Origin of the sequence: Streptomyces sp. NPDC058796, assembly GCF_042745235.1 — a bacterium.
GTDB lineage: Bacteria > Actinomycetota > Actinomycetes > Streptomycetales > Streptomycetaceae > Streptomyces.
The window spans coordinates 43,951-64,747 of record NZ_JBHYOP010000004.1; the positions used below are offsets into that span (position 1 = coordinate 43,951).

General features: G+C 72.9%; 18 protein-coding genes. 6 read left to right on the forward strand and 12 right to left on the reverse strand.

Features of this window, described 5'->3' with window-relative positions:
• Window positions 1-4: 4 nt before the first annotated feature.
• Both purE and ACFW47_RS12060 read right to left on the reverse strand, forming a co-directional pair.
• A complete protein-coding gene (gene purE, locus ACFW47_RS12055) occupies window positions 5-547 on the reverse strand; it encodes a 5-(carboxyamino)imidazole ribonucleotide mutase (RefSeq protein ID WP_386288300.1) in 543 nt (180 codons plus the stop codon).
• Window positions 544-1,728, reverse strand: a complete 1,185-nt coding sequence (locus ACFW47_RS12060) for a 5-(carboxyamino)imidazole ribonucleotide synthase (protein ID WP_386288298.1) — start codon at window positions 1,726-1,728, stop codon at window positions 544-546. The genes purE and ACFW47_RS12060 overlap by 4 nt, the downstream gene beginning before the upstream one ends.
• Before the next feature lie 133 nt (window positions 1,729-1,861).
• Here ACFW47_RS12060 and ACFW47_RS12065 point away from each other — a divergent pair, with 133 nt between their 5' ends.
• Window positions 1,862-2,434, forward strand: coding sequence for a GtrA family protein (locus ACFW47_RS12065; RefSeq protein ID WP_386288296.1), 573 nt, complete (start codon window positions 1,862-1,864; stop codon window positions 2,432-2,434).
• Window positions 2,435-2,440: 6 nt separating this feature from the next.
• Here ACFW47_RS12065 and draK read toward each other — a convergent pair whose 3' ends face one another.
• Together draK and ACFW47_RS12075 are read right to left on the reverse strand one after the other, a co-directional pair.
• Window positions 2,441-3,715, reverse strand: coding sequence for a two-component system sensor histidine kinase DraK (gene draK, locus ACFW47_RS12070; protein ID WP_386288294.1), 1,275 nt, complete (start codon window positions 3,713-3,715; stop codon window positions 2,441-2,443).
• A gap of 56 nt (window positions 3,716-3,771) precedes the next feature.
• Window positions 3,772-4,449 (reverse strand): response regulator transcription factor, encoded by a 678-nt coding sequence (locus ACFW47_RS12075; RefSeq protein WP_272590932.1) that lies wholly within the window; start codon window positions 4,447-4,449, stop codon window positions 3,772-3,774.
• A 539-nt stretch (window positions 4,450-4,988) separates the two neighbouring features.
• Between ACFW47_RS12075 and ACFW47_RS12080 the strand changes: the two genes are divergently transcribed.
• Window positions 4,989-6,485 carry an MFS transporter gene (locus ACFW47_RS12080; RefSeq protein ID WP_386288292.1) on the forward strand — a complete coding sequence of 499 codons (1,497 nt, stop codon included), beginning with the start codon at window positions 4,989-4,991 and terminating at the stop codon, window positions 6,483-6,485.
• A 632-nt stretch (window positions 6,486-7,117) separates the two neighbouring features.
• On the opposite strand, the gene ACFW47_RS12085 is transcribed toward ACFW47_RS12080, so the two are convergent.
• Together ACFW47_RS12085 and ACFW47_RS12090 are read right to left on the reverse strand one after the other, a co-directional pair.
• Entirely contained in the window at window positions 7,118-7,738 is a 621-nt protein-coding gene (locus ACFW47_RS12085) for an ATP-binding protein (protein ID WP_386305698.1), read from the reverse strand.
• A 189-nt stretch (window positions 7,739-7,927) separates the two neighbouring features.
• Window positions 7,928-8,305: an STAS domain-containing protein gene (locus ACFW47_RS12090; RefSeq protein ID WP_386305699.1), complete on the reverse strand. Its 378-nt coding sequence runs from the start codon at window positions 8,303-8,305 to the stop codon at window positions 7,928-7,930.
• A 240-nt stretch (window positions 8,306-8,545) separates the two neighbouring features.
• On the opposite strand from ACFW47_RS12090, the gene ACFW47_RS12095 reads away from it, so the two are divergent.
• Both ACFW47_RS12095 and ACFW47_RS12100 read left to right on the forward strand, forming a co-directional pair.
• Window positions 8,546-9,475 (forward strand): RNA polymerase sigma factor SigF, encoded by a 930-nt coding sequence (locus ACFW47_RS12095; protein WP_386281223.1) that lies wholly within the window; start codon window positions 8,546-8,548, stop codon window positions 9,473-9,475.
• A 223-nt stretch (window positions 9,476-9,698) separates the two neighbouring features.
• On the forward strand, window positions 9,699-11,261 hold the full coding sequence (locus ACFW47_RS12100) for an RICIN domain-containing protein (RefSeq protein WP_386305700.1): 1,563 nt from the start codon (window positions 9,699-9,701) through the stop codon (window positions 11,259-11,261).
• Between the two features lie 63 nt (window positions 11,262-11,324).
• Here the strand turns inward: ACFW47_RS12100 and hutI are convergent, their stop codons facing one another.
• From hutI to hutU, 4 genes are read right to left on the reverse strand one after another with little or no spacing between them, the layout of a single operon-like run.
• Window positions 11,325-12,500, reverse strand: a complete 1,176-nt coding sequence (gene hutI / locus ACFW47_RS12105) for an imidazolonepropionase (protein WP_386281218.1) — start codon at window positions 12,498-12,500, stop codon at window positions 11,325-11,327.
• A 53-nt stretch (window positions 12,501-12,553) separates the two neighbouring features.
• On the reverse strand, window positions 12,554-13,906 hold the full coding sequence (locus ACFW47_RS12110) for a formimidoylglutamate deiminase (protein WP_386305702.1): 1,353 nt from the start codon (window positions 13,904-13,906) through the stop codon (window positions 12,554-12,556).
• Entirely contained in the window at window positions 13,903-15,120 is a 1,218-nt protein-coding gene (locus tag ACFW47_RS12115) for an allantoate amidohydrolase (protein WP_386281214.1), read from the reverse strand. The genes ACFW47_RS12110 and ACFW47_RS12115 overlap by 4 nt, the downstream gene beginning before the upstream one ends.
• Complete coding sequence (hutU, locus tag ACFW47_RS12120; protein ID WP_386281212.1) at window positions 15,117-16,799, reverse strand: urocanate hydratase; 1,683 nt, start codon at window positions 16,797-16,799, stop codon at window positions 15,117-15,119. Before hutU ends, ACFW47_RS12115 begins: the two co-directional genes overlap by 4 nt.
• Window positions 16,800-16,965: 166 nt before the next feature.
• Here hutU and ACFW47_RS12125 point away from each other — a divergent pair, with 166 nt between their 5' ends.
• Window positions 16,966-18,333, forward strand: a complete 1,368-nt coding sequence (locus ACFW47_RS12125; protein ID WP_386305704.1) for a diaminopimelate decarboxylase — start codon at window positions 16,966-16,968, stop codon at window positions 18,331-18,333.
• Between the two features lie 135 nt (window positions 18,334-18,468).
• Here the strand turns inward: ACFW47_RS12125 and ACFW47_RS12130 are convergent, their stop codons facing one another.
• Window positions 18,469-19,053 (reverse strand): hypothetical protein, encoded by a 585-nt coding sequence (locus tag ACFW47_RS12130; protein WP_386305706.1) that lies wholly within the window; start codon window positions 19,051-19,053, stop codon window positions 18,469-18,471.
• 139 nt (window positions 19,054-19,192) lie between these two features.
• Entirely contained in the window at window positions 19,193-20,059 is an 867-nt protein-coding gene (locus ACFW47_RS12135) for a MurR/RpiR family transcriptional regulator (protein WP_386281205.1), read from the reverse strand.
• 183 nt (window positions 20,060-20,242) lie between these two features.
• Here ACFW47_RS12135 and ACFW47_RS12140 point away from each other — a divergent pair, with 183 nt between their 5' ends.
• A complete protein-coding gene (locus ACFW47_RS12140; RefSeq protein WP_386281269.1) occupies window positions 20,243-20,668 on the forward strand; it encodes a hypothetical protein in 426 nt (141 codons plus the stop codon).
• Window positions 20,669-20,797: the final 129 nt, after the last annotated feature.

Below are 20,797 nucleotides of genomic sequence, written 5' to 3' on the forward strand. Positions count from 1 at the left end.
CGGGTCACTTCCCGAAGCCGAAGCCGGCCGCCGAGCCCGCGGCCTTGTTGCGCAGCCGCTTGCCCTTCTCGGTGGCCTGGTCGTTGAGCTCCTGCTGGAAGTCGCGCATCCGGGCCAGCAGCTCCTCGTCGTGCGCGGCGAGGATGCGGGCGGCCAGCAGACCGGCGTTGCGGGCGCCGCCGACCGAGACGGTGGCGACCGGCACGCCGGCCGGCATCTGCACGATGGACAGGAGGCTGTCCATGCCGTCCAGGTACTTCAGCGGCACCGGCACGCCGATGACCGGCAGCGGGGTGACGGAGGCGAGCATGCCGGGCAGGTGGGCGGCGCCCCCGGCCCCGGCGACGATCGCCTTCAGCCCGCGTCCGGCCGCCTGCTCGCCGTACGCGATCATCTCGTGCGGCATGCGGTGCGCGGAGACGACGTCGACCTCGTAGGGGATCTCGAACTCGTCGAGTGCCTTGGCGGCGGCCTCCATGACGGGCCAGTCGCTGTCCGACCCCATGACGATGCCGACGACTGGACTGACCGGGCTGGCCTGGCTCATTCGGTGATCGTCCCTCTCAGGTAGCCGGCAGCGTGACGGGCGCGCTCCAGCACGTCGTCCAGGTCGTCGCCGTAGGTGTTGACGTGGCCGACCTTGCGGCCGGGCTTCACGTCCTTGCCGTACATGTGGATCTTTAGCTGCGGGTCGCGGGCCATGCAGTGCAGGTACGCGGAGTACATGTCGGGGAAGTCGCCGCCGAGGACGTTGACCATCACCGTCCACTTGGCGCGCGGGCGCGGGTCGCCGAGGGGGAGGTCGAGGACGGCGCGGACGTGGTTGGCGAACTGCGAGGTGATCGCGCCGTCCATCGACCAGTGGCCGGAGTTGTGGGGGCGCATCGCCAGTTCGTTGACGAGGATGCGGCCGTCGCGGGTCTGGAACAGCTCGACGGCCAGGTGACCGACGACGTCCAGTTCCTTGGCGATGCTGAGCGCCATCTCCTCGGCCCGCAGGGCGAGGTTCTCGTCGAGGCCGGGGGCGGGCGCGATCACCGTGTCGCAGACGCCCTTGACCTGCTGCGACTCGACGACGGGGTAGGCCACCGCCTGTCCGTGCGGGGAGCGGACCACGTTGGCGGCGAGCTCGCGGACGAAGTCCACCTTCTCCTCCGCCAGCACGGGCACCCCGGCCCGGAAGGGCTCGGCGGCCTCCTCCGCGGAGTCCACGACCCACACGCCCTTGCCGTCGTACCCGCCGCGGACCGTCTTGAGCACGACGGGGAAACCGTCGCCCTCGACGGCTCCTTCCGCCGCGAAGGCGGCCACGTCGGCCGGGTCGCGCACGATCCGGTGGCGCGGGCAGGGCACGCCGATCGCGACGAGCTTCGCGCGCATCACGCCCTTGTCCTGGGCGTGCACGAGCGCCTCGGGGCCGGGGCGCACGGGGATGCCGTCCGCCTCCAGGGCCTTGAGGTGCTCGGTCGGCACGTGCTCGTGATCGAAGGTGATCACGTCACAGCCGCGCGCGAACTCGCGCAACGTGTCCAGATCGCGATAGTCGCCGACGACGACTTCGTTCACGACCTGCGCCGCGGAGTCCTGGGGAGTGTCACTGAGAAGCTTGAACCTGATGCCCAGCGGGATGCCAGCCTCGTGTGTCATACGAGCGAGCTGGCCACCGCCGACCATGCCGACTACGGGGAACGTCACACCCCTAGCGTATCGGCCGCGCGGGGCCCACATGTTTACCGGCCGTTTCCCGGCCCTTCCCGCGGCCCCCGGCCCTGGCCCCGGGTCCGTCCGCAGGAAGATCGCGCGTCCGGGTGGTTAGCATGAACGGATTGACGCCAACCGACGGACGGGGGCCTGCACGACCATGGGACATGGTTCCTCGGGTGCTCATACGGCTCCCCCGGCTGCCCCCGGACCCCGCGGCACGCTGCGGGGACGGATCGACCGGCTGGTCCGTGAGATCGTGAAGTTCGGCGCGGTGGGCGGCGCGGGGGTGCTGGTCAACCTGCTGGTCTTCAACCTGGTGCGGCACGTGACCGACCTCGCGGTGGTGCGGGCCAGCATCATCGCGACCGTCGTCGCGATCGTCTTCAATTACCTGGGCTTCCGCTACTTCACCTACCGGGACCGCGACAAGGGGCACCGCACCCGGGAGATGTCGCTGTTCCTGCTGTTCAGCGCGGTCGGTCTGGTGATCGAGAACGGCGTGCTCTACACGGCGACGTACGGCTTCGGCTGGGACAGCCCGCTGCAGAGCAACATCTTCAAGTTCCTCGGCATCGGCCTCGGCACGCTGTTCCGCTTCTGGTCGTACCGCACCTGGGTCTTCCGCACACTGCCGGCCCGGGAGCCGGTGACGCGGGCGGAGACCTTCCTGGAGCACGAGCACCCGACAACGGTCCGCGCCACGGACGGCACCCCGGCGGCCCACCGCTGAGGAGGGCTAGCGCACCGTGTCCTTCGAGTCTCCGGACGACGCCTTCGGCGGAGGAGTGCGGGACAGGAACAGGCCGAAGACCGGGGGCCGGCTCTGCAGGAGCTCCAGCCGTCCGCCGTCCGCCTCCGCCAGGTCGCGGGCCACGGCCAGGCCGATGCCGGTCGAGTTCCGCCCGCTGATCGCCCGCTCGAAGATCCGCGCCCCCAGGTCGCCGGGTACGCCCGCGCCCTCGTCGGTGACCTCGACGACCGCCTGGTTGCCGGTCACCCGGGTCCGCAGGGCCACCGTGCCGCCGCCGTGCATCAGGGAGTTCTCGATCAGCGCGGCCAGCACCTGGGCGACCGCGCCCGGGGTGCCCACCGCCGTCAGATGCCGTTTGCCGGAGCTGACGATCGCCCGCCCCTCGCTGCGGTAGGCGGGCCGCCACTCGTCGATCTGCTGCTGGATGACGTCGTCCAGTTCGAAGGTGACGGCGGAGCCGCTGCGCGGGTCGCGGCTGTTCGTCAGCAGCCGGTCCACGACGTCCGTCAACCGCTCCACCTGCGACAGCGCGATCGTCGCCTCCTCCTTCACCGTCTCCGGCTCGTCGGTGAGGGTGATCTCCTCCAGTCGCATCGACAGCGCGGTCAGCGGCGTGCGCAGCTGGTGGGAGGCGTCGGCGGCCAGGCGGCGCTCGGCGGTGAGCATCCGGGCGATGCGCTCGGCGGAGGAGTCCAGCACGTCCGCGACCCGGTCCAGCTCGGGGACGCCGTAGCGCTTGTGGCGGGGGCGCGGATCGCCGGAGCCCAGGCGTTCGGCGGTCTCGGCGAGGTCGGTGAGCGGGGAGGCGAGACGGTTGGCCTGCCGGATCGCCAGCAGCACCGCCGCGACCACCGCGAGCAGCGACACCAGTCCGATGATCAGCAGGGTCCGGCCGACCTCGCGGGTCACCGAGGAGCTGGGCTCCTCGACGAGGACCGTCTCCCCCTCTTCGCCGGTGGCCTTGCCGCGGATGACCTCGCCGGTCGGCCGGCTGCCGACCTCGATGACAGGCTCGCCGGGGATGCGGATCTCGGCGTACCGGGCGTCCCGGATCTGCTCACGCAGGAACGCGGCGTCCACGGAGCCGGTGCCGAGCAGGCGGCTGTCCACGATGCTGGCCAGCCGCACGGCCTCCAGGTCGACCCGCTCCTGGGCGGTGCTGCTGATCGTGCGGGTCTCGACGATGACCAGCGAGACGCCGAAAACGGCGATCACGACGAGCACCACGGCGAGCGTGGACTGGATCAGTCGTCGGCGCATGTCCTCTTACCCGGGCAGGTCCGCGAGTCGTGGTCGCGGGTCGGTTCTCGTCGCGGTCAGTTCTTCTCGAAACGGAAGCCCACGCCGCGCACGGTGGCGATGTAGCGCGGGTTCGCCGCGTCGTCCCCCAGCTTCTTGCGCAGCCAGGAGATGTGCATGTCGAGGGTCTTGGTCGAGGACCACCAGGTGGTGTCCCAGACCTCGCGCATCAGCTGGTCGCGGGTGACGACCCGGCCCGCGTCGCGCACCAGCACCCGCAGCAGGTCGAACTCCTTGGCGGTGAGCTGGAGCTCCTCCTCGCCCATCCAGGCGCGGTGCGACTCGACGTCGATGCGCACGCCGTGCGTGGCGGGCGGCTGCGGGGGCTCGACGGCACCGCGCCGCAGCAGGGCGCGGACCCGGGCGAGTAGCTCGGCGAGGCGGAAGGGCTTGGTGACGTAGTCGTCGGCGCCGGCGTCGAGACCGACGACGGTGTCCACCTCGTCGGCGCGCGCGGTCAGGATGAGGATCGGCACGGCATGCCCCTCGGACCGCAGCCGGCGGGCGACCTCCAGCCCGTCCATGTCCGGCAGGCCCAGGTCCAGCACGACCAGGTCGATGCCGCCCCGCAGCCCGGCGTCGAGTGCGGCGGGTCCGTCCTCACGCACCTCGACCTCGTACCCTTCCCGGCGCAGTGCGCGGGCCAGCGGCTCCGAGATGGACGCGTCGTCCTCGGCGAGCAGTACACGGGTCATGAGCTGATGGTAGTCCGCCCGGAGCAGGGCCCGGGCCGTGATCGTCCCAAGGCTCCCGCGCCCCCGGCCCACCCGTGGACAAGCCGGACACCGGCCCGGCGAGCCGCCCGGCCGACCCCGCCCCGCGACCTGCGGGTGCGGGGTGCCATCCTGTGATGGACCTTCGAATGATCGTTCGCGGTTCCAGTCTTACCTGTGATCCGCGTCTCAAGTCCTTCCATACCGGGCGGTGTCCTGCCGTATGGTGAATCAGCGCCTGCAGCACCCAGAGGACCTTTGGCGACAGTTCGACGCTGAAGGTCTCTTTTGTGTGCGGGCCGGCCCCCACGGCCGGCCTTGAAAGGAATGACCTGTGGCCGGGCCTCACCGCGTGCAGTGACGTACGCGAGGCGTGGATCCCGGTGGCCGCCGCCCACCGCTTCGCAATCCGGAGCGGAATCCCTCAGGCGTGGGACGGGCGGGGAAGGCCGCCGGTGCCGGCCGCCCCCCACCGGGCGCGCATCGCCTCATGAGCGCGTCCCGACCAGCAAGGATCGACCATGGCGTCCAGCCTGACGAAGGACTCGGTCACCCCGGGCACCCCCGGGTCCGAGAAGACCTTCTTCGGCCACCCCCGCGGACTGGCCACTCTCTTCATGACCGAGATGTGGGAGCGTTTCTCCTACTACGGCATGAGGGCTCTGCTCCCGCTGTACCTGGTGGCTCCCGGTGGTCTCGGCATGAACGCCGGCACCGCGACCGCGATCTACTCGGTGTACCTCTCCCTGGTGTACCTGCTCACGATGCCGGGCGGCTGGTTCGGCGACCGCGTCTGGGGCCCCCGCAAGACCGTCGCCGTCGCCGGCGGTGTGATCATGCTCGGCCACCTCACGCTGGCGCTGCCGTCCTCCGGCACGTTCTTCGCGGGCCTCGGCCTGGTCGCCATCGGCTCGGGTCTGCTGAAGGCCAACATCTCCACGATGGTCGGCCAGCTCTACAGCGGCCCCGACGACCCGCGCCGCGACGGTGGCTTCACCGTCTTCTACATGGGCATCAACCTCGGTGCCTTCGCGGCGCCGCTGATCATCGGCACCATCGGTGAGAGCGTCAACTGGCACCTGGGCTTCGCGCTCGCCGCGGTCGGCATGGGCCTGGGCGTCGTCCAGTTCCTGATCGGCAGCCGCCACCTGGCCCCGCACTCCAGCGTCGTGCCGAAGCCGCTGTCGGCCGAGGAGAAGACCTCCACGCTGCGCAAGGCCGCGTTCTGGGCCGCGCTCGCCGTCGTCTTCTACGCGATCGTCGGTTTCTCCGGCAACTACACGCTGAACTGGATCCTGGTCCCGCTGACCCTGCTCGGTGTGATCATCCCGGTGCTGGTGCTGACCCGCATCAAGCGCGACAAGGAGCTGGACCGCGCCGAGCAGTCCAAGATGTCGGCGTACATCTGGTTCTTCGTCGCCGCGGCCGTCTTCTGGATGATCTACGACCAGGGCGGTTCGACCCTGGCGATCTTCGCCGACTCCTCGACCGACACCAGCGTCTTCGGCTGGGAGTTCCCGGTCTCCTGGTTCCAGTCGGTCAACCCGGTCATCATCATGGCCCTGGCCCCGGTCTTCGCCACGGTGTGGCTGGCGCTCGCCCGCCGCGGCAAGGAGCCGAGCACGATCGTGAAGTTCTCGTTCGGCCTGGTGCTGGTCGGCGCGTCCTTCTTCCTCTTCCTGGCCCCGCTGGCCATCGCGGACGGCGGCCACAAGGCGGCCGCGCTGTGGCTGGTGGCGATCTACTTCGTCCAGACCTGCGGTGAGCTGATGCTCTCCCCGGTCGGCCTGTCGGTCACCACGAAGATGGCGCCCGTGAAGTACGCCTCGCAGATGATGGGCGTCTGGTTCCTGGCCGTGACCGCCGGTGACGCCACGACCGGCCTGCTCTCCATCGCCGGCGTCGACCTCAACAAGACGGGCATCGTCGCCGCGGAGGCCGCCCTGGCCGTCTTCGCCGGTGTCGCGATCTGGATGTACCGCAAGCGCGTCAAGGAACTCATGGGCGACGTGCGCTGAGGCCTGCCGGCTTGGCTGTACGGCTCTGAGATCCGAGAAGGGTCACCGCATCCCGGGTGGGGGCGGTGACCCTTCGGCCTTTGTGGGGGCAGTGGGCCGCGCGGGGCTGAGCGGGCCGCGCGGAGCGGCGGGCGTGGCGGGGCCCGGAGGCGGGTGCGGCCATGCGGCCGGGCTGCGCGGCGAGAGGGCGGGCGGACGGAAGGCTGCGAGGGCCGCACCGACTGGCACCGACGAGACGGGGACGAGGCCCGACGGGGCGAGTCCGGCGCCGGTGTGGAGCTCCTGGCGGGGTCAGAACTGGGGCAGCGGCGGGCGCAGGGCAAGACGGAGCCGGAGCCTCGGAGCGGGGCCCGCAGAGGGCCAGAGCGGACGGGGGGCAGACCAAGCCCCCGCCCGGAGCGAGGCCAACGGGACCAAGGGCAGGGACGGCCACGGAAGCCGACGCCCTGAAACCGGACTGTGAAGGCCGCGGGACCAGACGCACGGCGACGGAACGGACCCGACGGGTCGAGACGGAGCCGGAAGGTCTGCGGGAGAGGCATCAGCGGCCGGGCTCCGGGGTGGAGCCGCGGGCGACGGTCACCGCTTGGCCGGTCGAGACGAACGGGCGGGTGGGCGACAAAGCCCGATCCCTACCCCGGTGCCCCCAGCTCCGCCCACACTCGCTTGCCGGCCACTCCCGGCGTCCGTACGACGCCCCAGTCCAGACACAGCCGCTGCACGATGAACATGCCGTGTCCGCCGGGACGCCCGGCGCGGTGCGGCGTCCGCGGCGCCGGCTGCCCCGTGCCCCGGTCGGAGACCTCCAGCCGGATCACCTTCTTCTCGCAGGTGATCCACAGCTCGTCCGGCCCCTCGGCGTGCAGGCACGCGTTGGTGACCAGCTCGGACACCACGAGCAGTACGTCCTCGGCGGCGGCCCGCTGGTCCGCGGTGGCGGACGGCAGCCAGCCCCAGGCGTGCAGCGCCTGCCGGGTGAAGTCACGCGCGAGCGGCACGACCCCGCTCTGGTCGTCGAAGCTCAGCCTGCGTACCTGCCGCCCGCCACCGCGCCCGGAGGCACCCGTGGACGTCCCCATGGACGGGGAAGGCGGCGCCGAAGGCGATCCGGACGCGCCGATCACGGCGGCGTGCCCCGCGGACACGCCCCCCTCGGACTCCCCGGACCCGGGCACGCCCCCCTCGGACGCCCCGGAAGCGCCGCTGGGCTCCGGACCGCGGTCGCCCGGCGAGTAGGGCCGGGTGGTGCTCATCAGCGCTTCACCTCACCGATTCACCAGTTCACGTTTCAAAGTCGTACGTCGTACACAGTCGGTTCAGGGAGTCTCCTGCCCGACCGGACCGTCCGAACACCCCTGTATTCGGCACGGAACTCCGGACGAGGCGGGAACGCCCGCCCCAGGGAGCGCACGGGACCCGCCGTCGGCCGGACAAGGAGCAGCTCAGCCGGACTGGTCGACCAGCGCGGCCTCAAGCGTGTCATGGAGGGTGAAGACCGCTTCGGCCCCCGTGATCTCGAACACGCGAGCCACCACCGGCTGCATGGCCACCAGATGCACACCGCCCCCCACGGCCTCCGCCTTCAGCCGCGCGCCGAGCAGGACGTTGAGTCCCGTGGAGTCGCAGAACTCCAGGCGCGAGCAGTCGACGACGAGCCGGTTGAATCCCTTGGCGAGACAGTCCTCCAGCGGCTCGCGCAACAGATCGGCGGTGTGGTGATCCAACTCACCCGCCGGTGTCACGACGGCACTGGGGCCCTCTTCCCGTACTTCGACCAGAAGCCGGCCCGACTGGGCACTGCCGACCGTCCCGCGGTCCATGCCGTTTCTCTCTCCCGAGGTCGTGACTGCTTGCTGACGCCCTCGAACACTACGCCTTCCCACCGCACTCCGACACCCGAACAACCGCACACAAACGGACATACTCACACAGAACACACTTGCGGTGGGCTCGGTAAACCCGGTAGGGCTAGTAAGACACGTAAACCGACACGGCCGGCTTTGGAGGCGCCGCACACCGCAGTGCACGTAACTGGCTTCGGCAGCCGTATGCCGAGAACGATGGAGGACATCATGTCACCCCGGCTCGACGGATCGCGTACCCAAGAAGCGACGTCGACACTCCCTCCGGAACATCTGGATCCCATCGAGCACCACGACGCGGTCGTCGCACATGACGACGACGCACTCGCCGGGCTTCCGGACATCCCCGCGTACGACGAGGTCGCTCCCGCGGACGCCCGGGCCCTGTCCAGGACCCTCTTCGAGCGACTGGAGTCGCTGGAGGAAGGCACGCACGAGTACGCGTACGTACGCAACACGCTCGTCGAGCTCAACCTCGCGCTGGTCAAGTTCGCCGCCTCCCGCTTCCGCTCGCGCAGCGAGCCGATGGAGGACATCATCCAGGTCGGCACGATCGGCCTGATCAAGGCGATCGACCGCTTCGAACTGTCGCGTGGTGTGGAGTTCCCCACGTTCGCGATGCCGACCATCATCGGCGAGATCAAGCGCTTCTTCCGTGACACCTCGTGGTCCGTGCGCGTCCCGCGCCGCCTCCAGGAGCTGCGCCTCGACCTGGCCAAGGCGGGCGACGAGCTGGCCCAGCGCCTCGACCGCGCCCCCACCGTGACGGAGCTGGCCGAACACCTCGGCCTGTCCAAGGACGAGGTCGTCGAGGGCATGGCCGCCTCCAACGCCTACACCGCCTCCTCGCTGGACGCCCAGCCGGAGGAGGACGACGCCGAGGGAGCGCTGGCCGACCGGATCGGCTACGAGGACCACGGGCTCGAGGGCATCGAGTACGTCGAGTCGCTGAAGCCGCTGATCGCCGAGCTCCCCTCCCGGGACCGGAAGATCCTCTCCCTCCGCTTCGTCGCGGGCATGACCCAGTCGGAGATCGGCGAGGAGCTCGGCATCTCCCAGATGCACGTCTCACGTCTGCTGTCGCGGACCCTCGTGAAGCTGCGCAAGGGGCTCACGGTCGAGGAGTAGTCCTCACCGGGTGACGCTTGCCCTCCAGGGGGGCGGTCCGCATGCCGGGCCGCCCCCCTTCGGGCTGCCCCGGCGGACCCGGCTCGCGGCCCGGAACCACGGCCTGTTACCCGGGGACACCTCTTTCCTCCCGGACCTCGTTCCACCACTATGAGCACCCTCCAAACTGGCCGGTACGTCAGCACCGGCGCGGTGGTGCGACGTGGTGCGAGGAGGCGGACGGATGGCGCGGGGCGACAGGACCGACAGCGGTGACCGGGCCGGGGAGGAGACCTGCGCCGGCGCTTCCGACGCGCGGCTGACCGAACTGCTCCACGCCGACCCGCCCACCGCCTGCCCGGCGCTCCGGGAACTGCGCGCCCGGCACCAGCCGTCGGTCCTCGCCTACGCCCGCCTGTGCGCGGCCGGGGATTCGGCGGCGCGGCAACTGGCCGCCCGGGCCTTCACCCTGGCGGCCCGCCAGGCGGTCCGCGGCACCGACACGGGCGGGCCGTGGCGGCACCGCCTGCTCCTGCTCACCGGGGAGGTCGCGGCCGAGTGGGCGGCCGACGAGCGCTCCGCCGGGCCGGACCCGGGCCTGCTCCTCGTCCTGAACACCGGGGGTTCCGGCTGCCCGGTCCCGCCCCTGCTCACGGCCTTCCGTTCGCTGCCGTCCCGCGCTCAGGGCCTGCTCTGGTACGACGTGGTGGAACGGGAGCCCGCCGACCGCACCGCCGCGCTGCTCGGCCTCGGCGGCCGGGACGTCACCTACGGCACGGCCCCCGCGCTCCAGTCACTGGCGCGGGCCTGCCTGCGGTCCCGGCTGGCGGCCTCCGACGACCCCCGCTGCGTGGACTTCCGGCGCCTCATCGAGGAGTCGGTACGGCCCGACGGCCCCCGGGACAGTCCCGACCTGCACGCGCACATGACGCACTGTCCGCACTGCACGGCGGCCCACGAGGAGCAGCGCACGCTGCGGGACTCCCCCCGTACCGCCCTCGCCGAGGGCCTGTTGCCATGGGCGGGCACGGCGTACGCGGCACGCGAGCCGGAGGCGCCGGGCGCCGGCGCTCCGCCCGTGCTGCCCGGGACCTGGCCGCCCTCCCGCCGCTTCGCCCTGGCCTCGGCGGCCCTGGGCGTGGCCCTGGTGCCGCTGCTCTTCCTGCTGCTTTCACCGGACGACGCCCCGTCCGCTCCGGCGGCGAACGCGTCGTCCCGCTCCCCGGCCGGACCGCCGCCGGTGACGGTGACGGCCACCGTCCCCGCGACGCCTTCCGCCTCCCCCACTCCCTCGCCCTCCCCCTCGGTCACCTCAAGACCGCCCTCTTCCGAGCCGAGCCCGACGCCGTCGCGCACCGCGCGGCCGTCGCCTACGCCCTCCGCGCCGTCGTACCGGGCGCCGGACGGCACGTACGCCCAGGTGGTGAACGTCGCCTCGGGCCGGTGCCTGGACATCGACGGCGAGCTGGAGAAGGGCGCGGACGTCGTGACGGCGCCCTGTACGTCCTCCCCCACCCAGCTGTGGCGGGCCGACGCCGGGCGCGGGGTGGTCCAGTCGTACGCCGACGACGACTTCTGCCTGGACAGCCGCGGCTCCGTCGACGAGGGCGTCGGCATCTGGGAGTGCGACTCGGTGGACGGGCGCAACGGACAGAACCTGCGGTTCGCCGTGGACGCGCGTGGGGTGATCCACCCGGGCATCGCCCCCGAGCGGGCGGTGACGCCGGGCGGGGGCGACTCGGTGGTGCTCGTCGGGGCGGACTCCGGGCGGTCCGACCAGCGGTGGCGGGCCGGAGCCGCCCGCTGAGCCGTCGCGGAGGGGCCCGCTCGCCCCGGTCCGGGAAAGATCGGGCCCCCGTTCCGGAGGGGATCAGACGACCCGTGCGCCGCGCCGCCACACGCCGCTGACCAGCGGGACGCCCGGCCGGTAGGCCAGGTGGACGTGGCTCGGGGCGTCGAGGAGGGTCAGGTCGGCGTAGGCGCCCGGGGTCAGGCGGCCGACGTCGTCGCGGCGCAGGGCCGCGGCACCGCCCGCGGTGGCCGACCAGACCGCCTCGTCCGGCGTCATCCCCATGTCCCGCACGGCGAGGGCGATGCAGAAGGGCACGGAGGACGTGAAGGAGGAGCCCGGGTTGCAGTCGGTGGACAGGGCGACGGTGGCGCCCGCGTCGAGCAGGCGGCGGGCGTCGGGCCACTGGGCGCGGGTGGAGAACTCGGCGCCGGGCAGCAGCGTGGCGACGGTGCGGCTGCCGGCGAGGGCGTCCACGTCGGCGTCGGTGAGGTGGGTGCAGTGGTCGGCGCTGGCGGCGTCGAGTTCGACGGCGAGCTGCACACCGGGACCGTAGGAGAGCTGGTTGGCGTGGACGCGGGGGTGCAGGCCCTTCGCCTTGCCCGCGGTGAGGATCGCGCGGGCCTGGTCGCCGTCGAAGGCGCCCTTCTCGCAGAACACGTCGATCCAGCGGGCGTGCGGGGCGCAGGCGTCGAGCATCTCGCCCGTGACGAGCGCGACGTAGGCGGCGGGGTCGTCGGCCAGCTCGGGCGCGACGATGTGGGCGCCGAGGAACGTCACCTCGTCGGTGTGGCGGGCGGCGACGCGCAGGGCGCGGGACTCGTCCGCGGTGGTCAGCCCGTAGCCGGACTTGGTCTCGAAGGTCGTGGTGCCCTGGCGCAGGGCCTCTTCGAGGTAGCGGGTGAGGCCCGCCTCCAGTTCCGCGTCGCTCGCGGCGCGGGTGGCGGCCACGGTGGTGCGGATGCCGCCGGCGCTGTAGGGGCGGCCGGACATGCGGGCGTTGAACTCCTCGGTGCGGTCGCCGCCGAAGAGGAGGTGGGAGTGGGAGTCGACGAAGCCGGGGAGGACGGCCCGGCCGCCGGCGTCGACCCGATTGTCAGTGGCGGGTGCTTTGCTTGATTCACCGGTCCACGCGACACGGTCGCCGTCGATGACGACGGCCGCGTCCCGGACCAGACCAAGGGGGGAGTTGTCACCGAGGGAGGGGTCGTTGGTGACGAGTGCGGCGATGTTGGTGATGACGGTGCTGCTGCTCATGGTGTCCTTGACGTCCTCGTGGGGGCGGGAGCGGGGGCCGGCGGTGTTCGTCGCTAGGAGCGCAGGGCGTCCACGGCCCGCGCGAGGGCCTGCGGCACGTCGGGTACGAGGGTGTGGACCCCGTCGCGTACGACGTGCCGTCCGCCCACGACCGTGTGCCGTACGTCCGCCGCGGTCGCCGCGAATACGGCCGTCTCGGCGCCGAGCCTGGGCAGCGGCCCGGCCGTCCTGACCGAGTCGAGCGCGATGGTGGCGAGGTCGGCGCGGGCCCCGGCCTCGATGGTCCCGGCGTCGTCCCAGCCGAGGGCGGCGTGGCCGTCGGCGCTCGCGGCGCGCAGCAGGGCGGCGGCGGTCCAGTGGCCTCGGGTGCGGGTGCGCAGGCGCTCGTTCAGCTCCATGGCGCGCGCCTCCTCCAGCAGGTCGACGACGGCGTGGCTGTCGGAGCCAAGGGAGAGCGGGGAGCCCGCCTGCTGGAGGGCGGCCGCCGGGCCGATGCCGTCGGCGAGGTCCCGTTCCGTGGTCGGGCACATGCAGGTGCCGGTGCGGCTGCCGCCGAGCAGGGCGATGTCCTCGTCGGTGAGGTGGGTGTTGTGGACGCCGGTGGTGCGGGGTCCGAGCACGCCGTGGTCGGCGAGGAGCCGGGTGGGTGTGCACCCGTGGGCGTCGCGGCAGGCGTCGTTCTCGGCGGTCTGCTCGGACAGGTGCACGTGGAGCGGGGCCCGCCGCTCCTCGGCCCACCGTGCCACGGTCGCCAACTGGTCGGCGGGCACGGCTCGCACCGAGTGGACCGCCGCCCCGATCCGTGCGTGATCCCGTTCCTGGAGATCTGAACAGCGTTGCGCCCAGGCGTCCGCCGTCCCGTCGGAGAAGCGGCGCTGGTGGGGGTTCGGGGGCTGCCCGAAGCCGGAGGACAGGTAGCAGGTGTCGAGGAGGGTGATGCGGATACCGGCGTCGGCGGCGGCCTGGATCAGGGCCTCCCCCATCGCGTTGGGGTCGGCGTATGGGGTGCCGCCGGGGGCGTGGTGGACGTAGTGGAACTCGCCGACGGTGGTGATGCCGGCCAGGGCCATCTCGGCGTACACCGCGCGGGCGAGGTCGAGGTAGGTCTCGGGGGCCAGCCGGTCGGCGACGGAATACATGACCTCGCGCCAGGTCCAGAAGGTGCCCGAGCCGACCTGGACGGTGCCGCGCAGGGCTCGGTGGAAGGCATGCGAGTGGGCGTTCGCCAGTCCCGGCAGAGTCAGGCCGCGCAGGAGCTCCGCGCCCGGGGGCGGAGCGGGGACGTCCGTGCGGACGGCGGCGATGCGGCCGTCGTCGCCCACGTCCACGGCGACGCCCGGCTCGACGTGGGTGCCGAGCCAGGCGCGCTCCAGCCAGTACGTCCGGGTCCGCTCGGTGGTCGTCACGTGCAGGCCAGCCCTTCCAGTACGTCGGCGAGTGCTCTCACCCCGGCCACGCAGTCGTCCTCGGCGGCGTACTCGGCCGGGGAGTGCGAGACACCGGTGGGGTTGCGCACGAACAGCATGGCGGTCGGGATGCGTCCGGAGAGGATTCCGGCGTCGTGTCCGGCACCCGTGCCGAGGACGGGGACCTTCAGCTCCGCGGCGCGGCCCAGGATGCGGGCGAGTTCGTCGCGCAGGGCGTGGTCGAACTCGACGACGGGGGTGAAGGACTCGCGCTCGACGCCGAGGTCGACGCCGTGGGCGGCGGCGTACTCGCGGGCGGCCTTCTCGATGCCGGTGACCACGGTGTCCAGGGTCGCCTGGTCGGCGGCGCGGGAGTCGAGCCAGCCGCGCACCAGGGACGGGATGGCGTTGACACCGTTGGGTTCGACGCCGATCTTGCCGAAGGTGGCGACGGCGCCGGCGAGTTCGGCCTCGCGGCGGGCGGCGAGGACGGTCTCGGCGTAGGACAGCATGGGGTCGCGGCGGTCGGCGAGGCGGGTGGTGCCGGCGTGGTTGGCCTCGCCCCGGAAGTCGAACCGCCAGCGTCCGTGCGGCCAGATGGCGGAGGCGATGCCGATCCGGTCGCCGGACAGGTCGAGGGCCCGGCCCTGTTCGACGTGGAGCTCGACGAAGGCGCCGATGCGGGAGAGCCGCTCGGGGTCGGGGCCGATGGCGTCCGGGTCGTGCCCGGCGGCCTCCATGGCCCGCGGGAGGGTGATGCCCTCGCCGTCGGTGAGGCGGTGGGCCTGTTCGACGGTGAGCGCGCCGGCGGTGAGCCGGGAGCCGACGCAGGCGAGACCGAAGCGGGCGCCCTCCTCGTCGCCGAAGTTGACGATGCCCAGGGGCCTGGTGAGCCGCGCTCCCCTCCCGCGCAGTTCGTCCAGAGCGGCGAAGGCGGACACGACGCCGAGGGGGCCGTCGAAGGCGCCGCCGTCGGGCACGGAGTCCAGGTGGGAGCCGGTGACGACAGCGTCCCCCTCGGCGGGGTCACCGAGCCAGGCCCACTGGTTGCCGTTGCGGTCCACCTCGTAGGCCAGCCCGCGCGCCTCGGCCTGCTGACGGAACCAGTCCCGGCAGTCGGCGTCCGCCCCGGTCCAGGCGTAGCGCCGGTAGCCGCCGGAGGCGGAGCTGCGGCCGACCGGCAGCAGCTCCGCCCACATGCTGTGGAAGCTCACGCGCCGTCACCCTCGCGCGCCTCGGCACCCTCGCGCATCGGCACCCGCACGCCCCGCTCCCCGGCGACCGACTCGGCGATGTCGTAACCGGCGTCGACGTGCCGGATGACGCCCATGCCGGGGTCGTTGGTGAGGACGCGGCGGATCTTCTCGCCGGCGAGTGCGGTGCCGTCGGCGACGGTGACCTGACCGGCGTGGAGGGAGCGGCCCATGCCGACGCCGCCGCCGTGGTGCAGGGAGACCCAGGACGCGCCCGAGGCCACGTTGACCATGGCGTTGAGCAGCGGCCAGTCGGCGATGGCGTCGGAGCCGTCGAGCATCGCCTCGGTCTCGCGGTACGGGGAGGCGACGGAGCCGCAGTCGAGGTGGTCGCGGCCGATGACGACCGGTGCGGCCAGCTCGCCGCTCGCGACCATGTCGTTGAACCGCTCACCGGCCTTGTCGCGCTCGCCGTAGCCGAGCCAGCAGATCCGGGCGGGCAGGCCCTGGAAGTGGACGCGCTCACCGGCCATCCTGATCCAGCGGGCGAGGGACTCGTTCTCCGGGAAGAGGTCGAGGATCGCCTTGTCGGTCTTGGCGATGTCGGCGGGGTCGCCGGACAGGGCGGCCCAGCGGAAGGGGCCCTTGCCCTCGCAGAAGAGCGGGCGGATGTACGCCGGTACGAAGCCGGGGAAGGCGAAGGCCCGGTCGTATCCGGCGAGCTGGGCCTCGCCGCGGATCGAGTTGCCGTAGTCGAAGACCTCGGCGCCGGCGTCCTGGAAGCCGACCATGGCCTCGACGTGCCGGGCCATGGACTCGCGGGCGCGGGCGGTGAAGCCCGCCGGGTCCTTGGCGGCGGCGTCGGCCATGTCCTCGAAGGCGATCCCGGTGGGCAGGTAGGCCAGCGGGTCGTGGGCCGAGGTCTGGTCGGTGACGATGTCGATGGGGGCGCCCATGGCGAGCAGCTGCGGCACCAGCTCGGCGGCGTTGCCGAGGACGCCGATGGACAGCGGCTCGCGCCGGTCACGGGCCTCGGTGGCCAGCTGGAGGGCGTGGTCGAGGGAGTCGGCCTTCACGTCGAGGTAGCGGTGCTCGATGCGGCGGTCGATGGCGCGCGGGTCGCAGTCGACGCAGATGGCGACGCCGTCGTTCATGGTGACGGCGAGGGGCTGGGCGCCGCCCATGCCGCCGAGGCCGGCGGTGAGGGTGACGGTCCCGGCGAGGGTGCCGCCGAACTTCTTGGCGGCGACGGCGGCGAAGGTCTCGTAGGTGCCCTGGAGGATGCCCTGGGTGCCGATGTAGATCCAGGAGCCGGCCGTCATCTGCCCGTACATGGTCAGGCCGAGGGCCTCCAGGCGGCGGAACTCCTCCCAGTTGGCCCAGTCGCCGACCAGGTTGGAGTTGGCGATGAGGACGCGCGGGGCCCACTCGTGGGTCTGCATGACGCCGACCGGGCGGCCGGACTGGACGAGCATCGTCTCGTCCTGCTTGAGGGTCTGAAGCGTCCGCACCATCGCGTCGAAGGAGCGCCAGTCGCGGGCCGCCTTCCCCGTCCCGCCGTAGACGACGAGCTTGTCCGGGTGCTCGGCGACCTCCGGGTCCAGGTTGTTCTGGAGCATCCGCAGGGCGGCCTCCTGCTGCCAGCCCAGGGCGCTCGGCGTGGTGCCTCGTGGCGCGCGGACAGGGCGGGGTCCGGACATCGTCTGCCTCCTGGTGGCTTGCCGGCGGATTATTACTGCGGATATTCACATACTCGCCTCGTGAATAGAACTAGTCAATACGTCCGTGTCCCGGCGCGGGCGCGTCGCGGATGTTTGGCTGGATGTGCGGACCGGTCAGCAGGCACACGAAGGAACGGAGGAACGCGTGAGCGACGGCACGGACGTGGGCGGCACCGACGCGGAGCGGGCGGCGCGGCGGGACGAGGCGGTGCGGGCGGCGGTGGAGCAGGGGCTGCTCGGGCCCGGCACCCCCATCGTCGGGCTGCTGGACGTCGCCGGGATACGCGAGTCGGCGGCGGCGCTGCGGGCGGCGTTCGAAGGGGTGACGGCCCCCGGGACCCCGGTGCTGCACGCCTTCGCGGTGAAGGCGACCCCGCTGGTCCCGGTGGTGCGGCTGCTGCACGAGGAGGGCATCGGCGCCGAGGTCGCGAGCCCGGGCGAGCTGGCCCTGGCCCGGGCGGCGGGGGTGCCGCCGGAGCGGACGGTGCTGGACTCGCCCGCCAAGACGCAGGAGGAGCTGCGGGAGGCGCTGGCGCTGGGCATCGCGGTCAACGCGGACAACCCGCAGGAGCTGGCGCGCATCGACGCCCTGATGGCCGGCGCGACGAGCCGCTCCCCGCTCGGCATCCGGGTCAACCCGCAGGTCGGCGGGGGTTCCATCGAGGCGCTGTCGACGGCGACGGCGACCTCGAAGTTCGGGGTGGCGCTGCGCGACGAGGGCGTCCGCGAGTGGGTGGTGCGGGCCTATGTGGAGCGGCCGTGGCTGACCCGGCTGCACGCACACACCGGCTCCCAGGGAATCCCGCTGGCGCTGATGGCCGAGGGCGTGGCGGAGACGTACGCGCTCGCCGAGGAGATCAACGAGCGGGCCGGCCGCCGGCAGGTCGACACGCTCGACATCGGCGGCGGACTGCCGGTGAACTTCGCGTCGGACGAGACGGCCCCGACGTACGCCGAGTACGCGCGCGTGCTGCGCGAGACGGTGCCGGGACTGTTCGACGGGCGGTACGGGCTGGTCACCGAGTTCGGGCGGTCACTGCTGGCCAAGCACGGCACGGTGGTGGCGCGCGTCGAGTACGCCAAGAGCGCCGGGGGCCGGCCGGTCGCGGTGACGCACGCGGGCGTGCAGGTCGCCACGCGGACGGTGTACGCGCCGGGGGCGTGGCCGCTGCGGATCGCCGCGTACGACGGCAAGGGGCTGCCGAAGGCGGGGCCGGACGTGGTGCAGGACGTGGCGGGCCCGGCGTGCTTCGCGGGCGACCTGCTGGCGGCGGGGCGTGCCCTGCCGTTGCTCGAGCAGGGGGACTACGCGGCGGCGCTGGACACGGGCGCGTACTACTTCGCGCACCACTACGCGTACAACTCGCTGGCGCGTCCCGGGGTGTACGGGTTCAGGACGGACGGTTTTGGGGGTGTCGCCTTCGCGACCGTGCGGGAGGCCCAGTCGGTGGCGGAGATCGTGTCGGAGGCGGGCGGGGCGCACGCGGACGCGCTCACGACACGGCTGAGGTGACGCCCCAGGGGCGCGGGGAGCTGCGCGACCAGCCACGTCGCACCCCGCGCCCGCACCGCACCGCACCGCACCGCACCGCACCGGTAGGCGCACCGCCATCAGCGCCGCACCGGCACCCGCACCGACACCCCGGCATCACACCAGCGCCGCCGCCTTCCGCCGTGCCCCGCCGGGTGCGGCGTCGCCCGCCGCGATGCCCGTGCTGCGGTAGGCCTTGACCGCCTTGCCCGCCGGCCGGCCGCCGCCCCGGGCGAGCCAGTCGACGCGGACCCACAGCAGGGCGTCCCCGGCCTGCTCGCGGCGCCCGATCCAGGCGGACTTCAGCCACAGGCCCACGCCGCAGCCGGCCATCAGCAGCCCGGCGGCGGCCGGGACGGCGAAGTCGCTGCCCAGGGCGGCGAGGAAGGCGAGGAGCAGCCACCAGCGGTGGCCCCGGCGCCAGTTGCGGAGGGTCACCGCGCGGTCCTGGAGCACGTCGTGCTTGCCCGCGCGGGCGGCCGAGCCGGCCAGGGAGGTGTACCGCTTGCGGCGTACGGTGGCGACGACGGCCACCGCGACGACGAACAGGGCTGCTCCGGCCAGGACCCCGATCCGGCGCCCGGTCAGTCCCGGCACCAGCAACCCGATGCCCGCCGCGGACACGCCCAGCCACCACAGTGGCGCCGCCCCCGCCCGTACGACGACCGCGACCCGAGCCAGCCCCTGTCCTCCGCGCGCCACGTCCGGCCTCCTGTCCCGTTGTGCTGCCTGCGATGCGTCTGAAGGGTGTGCGGCGAGGCAGGTTAGCGGGGAAAGCTGAGACGAATCTGAGAACGCGGCGCCGACACCGGCGCCGGCGCGCCCGGCCGCCCCACGCGACTCAGTCGACGAAGAGCCCCCGCGCCGCCGCCTTCGCGTCGAACTCCTCCAGCCGGGCCTGGGCGTCCGGCAGATCGTCGCACATGGCCTCCAGCAGCACCCGGCCCAGCAGCATCGGCGCGCAGGCGGTGTCGAAGGCGAGCCCGGTGCCGACGGCGGCGGGCAGCAGCAGGTCGGACACCTTGGCGACCGGCGCGAAGGCCGAGTCGGCGACGGCCACCACCGTCAGCCCCGCCCCCTTGGCGTGGGCGAGCGCGTCGACGACCTCGCGCGGATGGCGGGGCAGGGCGAAGCAGAGCAGGGCGCTCGCCCCCGCCCGGACGGCAGCGTCGATGCGGTCGTGGAGCATCGTGCCGCCCTCGTCGAGCAGCCGGACGTCGGCGTGGACCTTGGCGGCGAAATAGGCGAAGCCGTGCGCCTGGGCCGCCGCCGCCCTCAGCCCGAGCACAGGCAGAGGCCGGCTCGCGGCGAGGGTCCGGCCCGCCTCCCGCACCGGCCCGGGGTCGGCCAGCGCCTCCGCCAGGTGGCGCAGGTTCTCGATCTCGGCCTCGACGGCCTGCTGGTACTCGTTCCAGGAGGCGGTGTCCGCCACCGGTTCGGCCGGGGCCACCTCGCGCAGGTGGCGGCGCAGCGCCGGATAGCCGTCGAAGCCGAGGGCGACGGCGAAGCGGGTCACGGACGGCTGGCTGACGCCGGCCAGCTCGGCCAGCTCCACGCTGGACAGGAAGGGCACGTCGGAGGCGCGGCGCACCATGCTGTGCGCGATGCGACGCTGGGTCGGCGTCAGCCGGTGCCCCTCGAACAGCGCCTGCAGCCGCACGGCCGGACTGTCGGTGCCGCCGCCCCCGGTGCCGCTGGTCCCGCTCATGAGGTGCTCCCCCTCGCCCTACTTCGTCCCTATTCAGGTGCCCCGATTCCTGCATACCGTTATACAGCGGGGCGGTGGCCGGCACGACGTGCGGCGCCCCTCCCGTACGCCCCCGCCGCAAAACGGGGGCTAACCCCAGTGTCGACGGCGTCCCGGCTGCCTACCTTGGGTGGCATGACGGGAATGGACGGGCGGGACACCGACCTCAAGAAGGAACTCGACGCCACCCTGCAGACGCGCAGGGAGCTCGGGGAGGAATACGAGTCCGCGCTGGTCGACTCGTTCCTGGAGAAGGTCGACCAGCGCATCGACGGCGCGGTGGAACGCCGGGTGCGGCGGCAGATGGCCGAGCGGCAGATGGCGACGGCCCGCGACAGCCGGTCGCCGAGGCCGACGGACTCCTTCGGGGAGCGCTTCGGCTTCGGCATCGTCTCGCTGGTGCTCGCGGTCCCCCTGTCGGCGATCGGCGGCGGCGTCGCCGACCTCCCCGGACTGCTGGTCGCCTGGGCCGGCATCGTCGGGGTCAACGTCGTCCAGGTGGCCCGGACCAACCCGGGCCTGTTCTCGGGCCGCCGCCGGACCGACAAGGGCGACACCTGGGACGAGTGAAGGCCCAGCCTCTGCGGAAGGACCGCGCGGGGACCGCCGCACCCCCATCGCTGGGGGGCGGGACGACGGCGGTCCCCGCGGTGGACGCGCGCGGTGCCGGGCCTCACGGCCGGGCGGCGGCGCGTCCGT

What these genes read in the sequence shown, in the direction of transcription:
- purE (WP_386288300.1), bottom strand. Translation starts at nt 547, where the DNA reads ATGAGCCAGGCCAGCCCGGTCAGTCCAGTCGTCGGCATCGTCATGGGG.
- ACFW47_RS12060 (WP_386288298.1), bottom strand. Translation starts at nt 1,728, where the DNA reads ATGTGGGCCCCGCGCGGCCGATACGCTAGGGGTGTGACGTTCCCCGTA.
- ACFW47_RS12065 (WP_386288296.1), top strand. Translation starts at nt 1,862, where the DNA reads ATGGGACATGGTTCCTCGGGTGCTCATACGGCTCCCCCGGCTGCCCCC.
- draK (WP_386288294.1), bottom strand. Translation starts at nt 3,715, where the DNA reads ATGCGCCGACGACTGATCCAGTCCACGCTCGCCGTGGTGCTCGTCGTG.
- ACFW47_RS12075 (WP_272590932.1), bottom strand. Translation starts at nt 4,449, where the DNA reads ATGACCCGTGTACTGCTCGCCGAGGACGACGCGTCCATCTCGGAGCCG.
- ACFW47_RS12080 (WP_386288292.1), top strand. Translation starts at nt 4,989, where the DNA reads ATGGCGTCCAGCCTGACGAAGGACTCGGTCACCCCGGGCACCCCCGGG.
- ACFW47_RS12085 (WP_386305698.1), bottom strand. Translation starts at nt 7,738, where the DNA reads ATGAGCACCACCCGGCCCTACTCGCCGGGCGACCGCGGTCCGGAGCCC.
- ACFW47_RS12090 (WP_386305699.1), bottom strand. Translation starts at nt 8,305, where the DNA reads ATGGACCGCGGGACGGTCGGCAGTGCCCAGTCGGGCCGGCTTCTGGTC.
- ACFW47_RS12095 (WP_386281223.1), top strand. Translation starts at nt 8,546, where the DNA reads ATGGAGGACATCATGTCACCCCGGCTCGACGGATCGCGTACCCAAGAA.
- ACFW47_RS12100 (WP_386305700.1), top strand. Translation starts at nt 9,699, where the DNA reads ATGGCGCGGGGCGACAGGACCGACAGCGGTGACCGGGCCGGGGAGGAG.
- hutI (WP_386281218.1), bottom strand. Translation starts at nt 12,500, where the DNA reads ATGAGCAGCAGCACCGTCATCACCAACATCGCCGCACTCGTCACCAAC.
- hutU (WP_386281212.1), bottom strand. Translation starts at nt 16,799, where the DNA reads ATGTCCGGACCCCGCCCTGTCCGCGCGCCACGAGGCACCACGCCGAGC.
- ACFW47_RS12135 (WP_386281205.1), bottom strand. Translation starts at nt 20,059, where the DNA reads ATGAGCGGGACCAGCGGCACCGGGGGCGGCGGCACCGACAGTCCGGCC.
- ACFW47_RS12140 (WP_386281269.1), top strand. Translation starts at nt 20,243, where the DNA reads ATGGACGGGCGGGACACCGACCTCAAGAAGGAACTCGACGCCACCCTG.